Source organism: Pseudoflavonifractor capillosus (assembly GCF_016902575.1).
GTDB classification, from domain to species: Bacteria; Bacillota; Clostridia; order Oscillospirales; family Oscillospiraceae; genus Enterenecus; species Enterenecus capillosus_A.
In genome coordinates this window covers 1-325 of sequence record NZ_JACSNZ010000139.1, presented here as the reverse complement: position 1 = coordinate 325, position 325 = coordinate 1, and the positions used below count along the sequence as shown (strand labels likewise).

The 325-nt window shown below is 53.8% G+C and carries 1 tRNA gene; it reads left to right on the top strand.

Annotation, left to right across the window (positions count from 1 at the left end):
- Positions 1 to 238 precede the first annotated feature (238 nt).
- A tRNA-Glu gene (locus H9X86_RS12250) sits at positions 239 to 313 on the top strand.
- Positions 314 to 325 lie beyond the last annotated feature (12 nt).

Below are 325 nucleotides of genomic sequence, written 5' to 3'. Positions count from 1 at the left end.
ACCTTTAGCTCAGTTGGTAGAGCACCTGACTCTTAATCAGGGTGTCCAGGGTTCGAGTCCCTGAAGGTGTACCACTCCCACTTGGGTGTGTGATGCACCCAAGTGGGAAACCCAAAAGTCTCTCAGGACTCCAATCAAAGCCCAGCAAAGCGGGTTTGATTGGAAGAGGAGGAGCAGCGTAATGACTGAGCTTTCGTCCGCCGACGGAAGCGAAGAATATGCAGCTTGTGACGACGATGGCCCGTTGGTCAAGTGGTTAAGACGGCGGCCTCTCACGCCGCAAACACGAGTTCGACTCTCGTACGGGTCACCATTCGAAAGCAAA